Annotated in this window: 4 protein-coding genes and 1 pseudogene; 1 reads left to right on the top strand and 4 read right to left on the bottom strand. The window is 71.8% G+C overall.

Features of this window, described 5'->3' with window-relative positions; all coding sequences use genetic code 11:
• The 4 genes and pseudogenes from ACQY7V_RS07980 to ACQY7V_RS07965 all read right to left on the bottom strand — a co-directional run.
• Positions 1-357 (bottom strand): annotated as a pseudogene (locus ACQY7V_RS07980) (hypothetical protein); the annotation flags it as partial.
• A gap of 66 nt (positions 358-423) precedes the next feature.
• On the bottom strand, positions 424-2,154 hold the full coding sequence (gene menD, locus ACQY7V_RS07975; RefSeq protein WP_428639717.1) for a 2-succinyl-5-enolpyruvyl-6-hydroxy-3-cyclohexene-1-carboxylic-acid synthase: 1,731 nt from the start codon (positions 2,152-2,154) through the stop codon (positions 424-426).
• Positions 2,151-3,212, bottom strand: a complete 1,062-nt coding sequence (locus ACQY7V_RS07970; RefSeq protein ID WP_428639715.1) for an o-succinylbenzoate synthase — start codon at positions 3,210-3,212, stop codon at positions 2,151-2,153. The genes menD and ACQY7V_RS07970 overlap by 4 nt, the downstream gene beginning before the upstream one ends.
• 8 nt (positions 3,213-3,220) lie before the next feature.
• Positions 3,221-4,327, bottom strand: a complete 1,107-nt coding sequence (locus tag ACQY7V_RS07965; RefSeq protein ID WP_320836038.1) for a hypothetical protein — start codon at positions 4,325-4,327, stop codon at positions 3,221-3,223.
• A 173-nt stretch (positions 4,328-4,500) separates the two neighbouring features.
• Between ACQY7V_RS07965 and ACQY7V_RS07960 the strand changes: the two genes are divergently transcribed.
• Positions 4,501-5,481, top strand: a complete 981-nt coding sequence (locus ACQY7V_RS07960) for a 1,4-dihydroxy-2-naphthoyl-CoA synthase (RefSeq protein WP_320836039.1) — start codon at positions 4,501-4,503, stop codon at positions 5,479-5,481.
• Positions 5,482-5,484: the final 3 nt, after the last annotated feature.

Genomic DNA, 5,484 nt, shown 5'->3' with positions numbered 1-5,484 from the left:
CTCTCGGGGCGCCTGCGCCTCAGCGGAGGTCTGCGCACCGCGGAAGGCCTGGGCATCACGCGGCGCCTGCACCTCGGCGGGCGCCGCAGCCGCTGCCGTCGGCGTCGATTCCGGCACGAGGGGCGTTCGCGTCGCGCCCTCATCGGGGATGGGGCTCATCGGCGCCGTCCGCTCCTGCGCAGCGGCCGCCTCGACCGTGGGGGCGGCCTCGGGGCCGAGGGGAAGCGATTCTTCGGGCTGATCGTTCAGGGGAAGGATCCGCGTGGATTCCTCTGCACCCGCCTCGGTTTGCGGTGTCGGGTCCTGCGGAGCTCCGGGACGCTGCCCCTCGTAGGGATCCGGTTGCGTGTCGCTCATAGACTCCTTCTTTCCAAGCGGCCGATCGTGGCTGATGAGACCAGTGTGCAGGCCTTGTCTTCCCTGTTACTGAATCTGATCTGTACGTTTGCTGTGAAGGCGGAGGCCCTGTGCCGCCTTCTTCACGTCCTGGAGCTCGTCGGGATGCGAGCAGACGATCCTGCACACGACGACGCCCCGCGGGGCGCGTTCGACGAGGGCGCGCAGTTCCTCCTGCGTCGACGCCTCCCGGTAGGCGAGCCCGTGCGCCCGGGCGAGCCCTTCGATCGAGGTGCGCTGAGGGGTGGCGAACCAGCGCGTGAAGGTCGGGGCGTTCTCCGAGCGGCCGTGCTCCAATCCCCGGAAAATGCCGCCGCCCCCGTCATCGGCGACGAGGATGAGGAGATCGGGCGTCGGCTCATCCGCGGGGACGGCGAGCGCGCCGGCGTCGTGGAAGAAGGAGAGATCGCCCATGAGGGCGGTGACCGGCTCCTCGGTGCCGAGGGCGAGGCCCATGGCGCTGGCGATCGTTCCGTCGATGCCTGCGAGCCCGCGGTTGGAGACGACCCGACGCGGGCGACCGCGGTCTGCGACCAGATCGGCGGCGCGCACCGAGTTGGAGGCCCCCAGGAAGAGCGCCCGGGAATCGGCGGACCACACTGTACGGGCCGCATGAAGGACGCTCAGGGGGGCGGCGTCGAGGACGCCTTCGATCCTTTCGCCCGTGGATCGTGCGAGGGCGCGCCACTGCTCGAGCCAAGAGTCGTCCGGGATCCGCCCCTCCGGGGCTTCAGGGGGCGCCGCGAGCGCGGGCACCACGAGAGCCGCGGCTCCCGCGACATCGGTCCACTCATCCGTCGGATCGACGACGACGACCCTGAGATCCCGACGGGCGAGGAGGGCCGATACGGGCCGCGACAGCGTCGGCCTGCCCGTGACGATGACCTGTTCGATCCGCCCGGCCAGCTCGGATTCGAGGAGCGACTGCTCGAAGGGGATGCGGAGCTCATCGAAGGCGAGGCCGCTGGTGGGCTCGGCGAGGATCGGGAGCCGCGCCGCCGCGGCCCAGCGCGACGCCTCGGGATCAGCGGCGTCACCGGCGACGATGACCGTGCGCAGACCGCCCTCGATCGCCTCGCCCCATTCGAGCGGGACGGGCGGGCTCGGATGCACGCGCGCGGGAGCGGGCCCCTCCAAGGAGAAGGGGGGAGCCTCCAGGGAGCCGCCCTCGGGGGTGAGGGGATCCCGGAAGGCGATGTTGATCTGAACGGGGCCGGCGCTCCCCGAGGGCAGCCCCTGGGCGCGGGCGAGGACGCGCCCGATGCGCGAGCTCAGACTCGGACCGGGGAGGGAGTCGGCAGGCAGATCGAGGCACGCGCGCGCATGCGGCCCGAAGATCCCCGCCTGCGTCGTCGTCTGGGATGCTCCCACCCCTTGCATCTCCGCGGGCCGATCCGCACTCACCACGATCAGGGGAAGACGCGAATGATGGGCCTCGGCGACTCCCGCGTGCAGTTCCGCAACCGCTCCCCCGGAGGTCGTGACGATTGCGACCGGCGCCGGACGGCGCCTGAGGGCAGGATCATCGCAGGACGGGTCGTCTCGCCGGCCCGCCCTCGACAATCCGATCGCGAGGAAGCAGGCCGAACGCTCATCGATGCGGACATGGGCGCGGACGAGGCCCGCGTCGACCGCGGCCCCCAGCGCATAGGCGAGCGGCGCCGAGCGCGAACCGGGGCAGTAGACGACGTCGCGCACCCCCGCCGAGATCAAGGCGGCGAGCAGCGAGCGGGCGAGCAGTTCGGAAGGATGACTCATCGGCGCTCCCCGAGGTGCACGGCCATGGCGTCGAGACGATCGATCCAGCGGGCGCTGAGGGAGTCGTCGACGGGCGAGGCCAGGAGGCCGAGGTCGGGCTCGAGCTCGCGAAGGGGCAATGCCCCGGCCTCGACGCGCACGGGCTCGGCGACGACATCGGAGGCGAGGAAGGAGGCGGTCGCGAGCCCGCAGGCGAGGACCTCCCCGGGGATCGATGCGGCGGCGCGGACCCCGACCTGAAGGCCGATCGAGGATTCGAGGGCGGAGGAGACGACCAGTCGCAGGCCCGTTTCCTCTCCGATCCTCAAAGCCCTGCGGATCCCGCCGAGCGGAGCGATCTTGATGACCGCGACATCGGCGGCCCCCTCGCGCGCGACCGCCAGAGGATCCCGAGCGCGGCGAATGGACTCATCGGCGGCGATGGGAGCCCTGACCGCGCGACGCACCCGCGCGAGCTCCTCGATGCTCGCGCAGGGTTGCTCCACGTACTGAAGACCGCCCACCGCTTCGGCCGCCCCGTCGAGGAGCTCGATCGCGGCGATCGCCTCATCGGCCGTCCACGCTGCGTTCGCATCCACTCGGACGCGGCCCTCATCCCCGACCGTCTCGGCGAGCGCCCGGGCAACCGCGCGCACCCGTTCGGCATCGTCCTCGAGACGCGCGCCCGGATCGGCGACCTTCACCTTGGCGGTCGCGCAGCCCCGCGATCGGATGACGCGATCCCGCGCCGATTCGGCGGAGACCACCGGGATCGTCACATTCACGGGAACCGCATCGCGGTGAAGACGGGGCCCCGGCGAGGAGGCCGCATCGATCGCGCCTTCGAGCCATGTCGAGGACTCGGCCGGATCGTAATCCCAGAAAGGGGCGGCCTCCGCCCAGCCGAACTCACCGTGGAGGAGGAGGCCGTCACGGCTCGTCACCCGCCGGAAGCGGACGTTCATCGCGAGGTCGTAGATGAGGAGCTCGTCGATGCCCCCGAGGAGAGCGCGCACGTGCGAGGGGAGGGCGCGGATGTCGATCCGTGAGAGCCGGGCGGAGCTTCGAGGTCGGGGCATGGCGTCCATCATGCCCGCCTCCGCGGGTCTTCGCCCGCCCCGACGACCAGCATCGCCGAAGCCGGCCCCAGGAGCGCATGCCCCGTGCACTCCGATCCCGAAACGGCGTCACGGCCGATGATCGCCGAGAGCTCGCGCGCGCGATCACCATGATTGAAGAGGAGCAGCGCCCCGGATCGACGCGCGCACTCGACCCCATCGGGCATTTCGGGATGCGGGGGCGCCAGACGCGCGACGGCGGCGACAAGGGCGAGCAGCCCGCGGCGGGTCGCGGCGTCCAGGTGCGCCGAGATCCTCCACAGGCCGCCCGATGCGATCGGCTCGCGAGTGATGGCGGGCCCTGAGGCGTCGGGGAGGGAGGCGATCAACTGCGCGGAGGCCCCGATGCTCCGAAGCGGCGGGGGCGAAGCGTTCAGCGTCCTCGGAGCGGGAGCCGGATCGCCCAGGAGGTCCATGGCGCGGCGCAGGAGCGCAGACACGTCCCTGAGCAGGGGCCCCGGCCCGCCCCCCGAGGGAGGCGCGCCGCCGCCCGACTCCAAGAAGGCCCGCTGCGCCCGGGAGATGCGATGCACCACGATTCCCGAATCCGCGAAGCGCGGGGGCTCGTCCTCAGCGGAGCCGTCCCAGATCACCTGAAGCCCCTGCTCACACAGGGAGTCGACGAGGGATCGCCCGGCCCTTCGATCAAGGATCGCAAGCCGGGCCGATCCCACGCGGGCCGAGTGCGCCTCATCTGAGAGCCGCAGGATCCGAGGGGAGTATCCCGCCTCCCAGGCGCTCCGATGCCAGGCCGTCAGCGTCCCGGAGGGGCGCTGCGCCCGGGGAAGCAGGACGATCGCGTCAGCCCCGTCATCGCGGGCGACGACGCGGATCGCCTCATCGAGCTCGCTGCCGGGTGCGACGAGGGAGTCCCCCGAGGGGCCCTGCGCCCCCGAGGCCCCGTGGGCGGCGGCGAGGACCGCCCGTCCGAGACGCTCGGAGCGGCTCATCAGCGCCGCGTCCTCGAAACGGGCGATCCAGGAGCGCGCGCCCGCTTCGGCGCGCGCGCAGTCCAGGGCGAGGGCGAGTCCGTGCGCCGATGCCGGAGGGATCGTGAAGACGGGCATCTCGGTCATGCCCGAAGACTACCCGGCCCCGCGGGCGTCTCCGTCCGCGCGGGCGCGGACCGGGAGGGGCCCGGGCGCCCCACCGCCCCTTCGGTGACGAGGGCGTTTAGAGCGCGAGACCCGGGAAGGCGGATGAAGGCCATGCGGCGCAGGAGGAGCCTCTCCTTGCGTAGGCTTGTGCCATGAGCGCGCTTTCCTTCGTCTCCGACACCTTCGATCCGAGCCGGTGGCGCGAAGTCTCGGGCTTCGACCTCCACGACCTCACGTACCACCGCGGAATCTCGCGCGGACCGGAGGCCGACGGCCGCCCCACGGGCGAAGACATGCCGGTCGTGCGCATCGCCTTCGACCGGCCCGACATCCGCAACGCCTTCCGACCGGCGACCGTCGACGAGCTGTACCGCTGCCTCGATCACGCGCGCCAGACGAGCGACGTGGCGGCCGTCATCCTCACCGGCAACGGCCCGAGCGCGAAGGACGGCGGCTATTCCTTCTGCTCGGGCGGCGACCAGAGGGTGCGCGGCGCCGACGGCTACCGTTATGAGGTCGAGGGCGCCGACTCGCAGGCCGACACTGCGACCCGGCGCGAGCAGGTCGACCCCGCACGCGCCGGACGCCTCCACATCCTCGAAGTCCAGCGCCTGATCCGGCAGATGCCGAAGGTCGTCATCGCGGCGGTTCCCGGTTGGGCGGCGGGCGGCGGGCACTCGCTCAACGTGGTCTGCGACCTGTCGATCGCCTCGAAGGAGCACGCGGCCTTCATGCAGACCGACGCGAACGTCGGCTCCTTCGACGCCGGCTACGGTTCGGCCCTCCTCGCCCGCCAGGTCGGGGACAAGCGGGCGCGCGAGATCTTCTTCCTCGCGCACCGCTACGACGCCGAAACGGCTGAACGCTGGGGGGTGGTCAACGCCGCGGTCCCCCATTCGCATCTCGAGGAGACGGCGCTCGAATGGGCCGCGACGATCGCCTCCAAGTCCCCGCAGGCGATCCGCATGCTGAAGTTCGCCTTCAACCTCGCCGACGATGGAATGGCGGGCCAGCAGGTCTTCGCGGGGGAGGCGACGCGCATGGCGTACATGACGCCGGAGGCCCAGGAGGGCCGCGACGCCTTCCTCGAGCACCGCGCTCCCGACTGGAGCGGGCACCCGTATTACTACTGACAT

The sequence above is a fragment of the Schaalia sp. genome (assembly GCF_050312375.1).
Classification (GTDB): domain Bacteria; phylum Actinomycetota; class Actinomycetes; order Actinomycetales; family Actinomycetaceae; genus Pauljensenia; species Pauljensenia hyovaginalis.
Note: the sequence above shows the minus strand (reverse complement) of the source record. Positions and strands in the feature narration are given on the sequence as shown.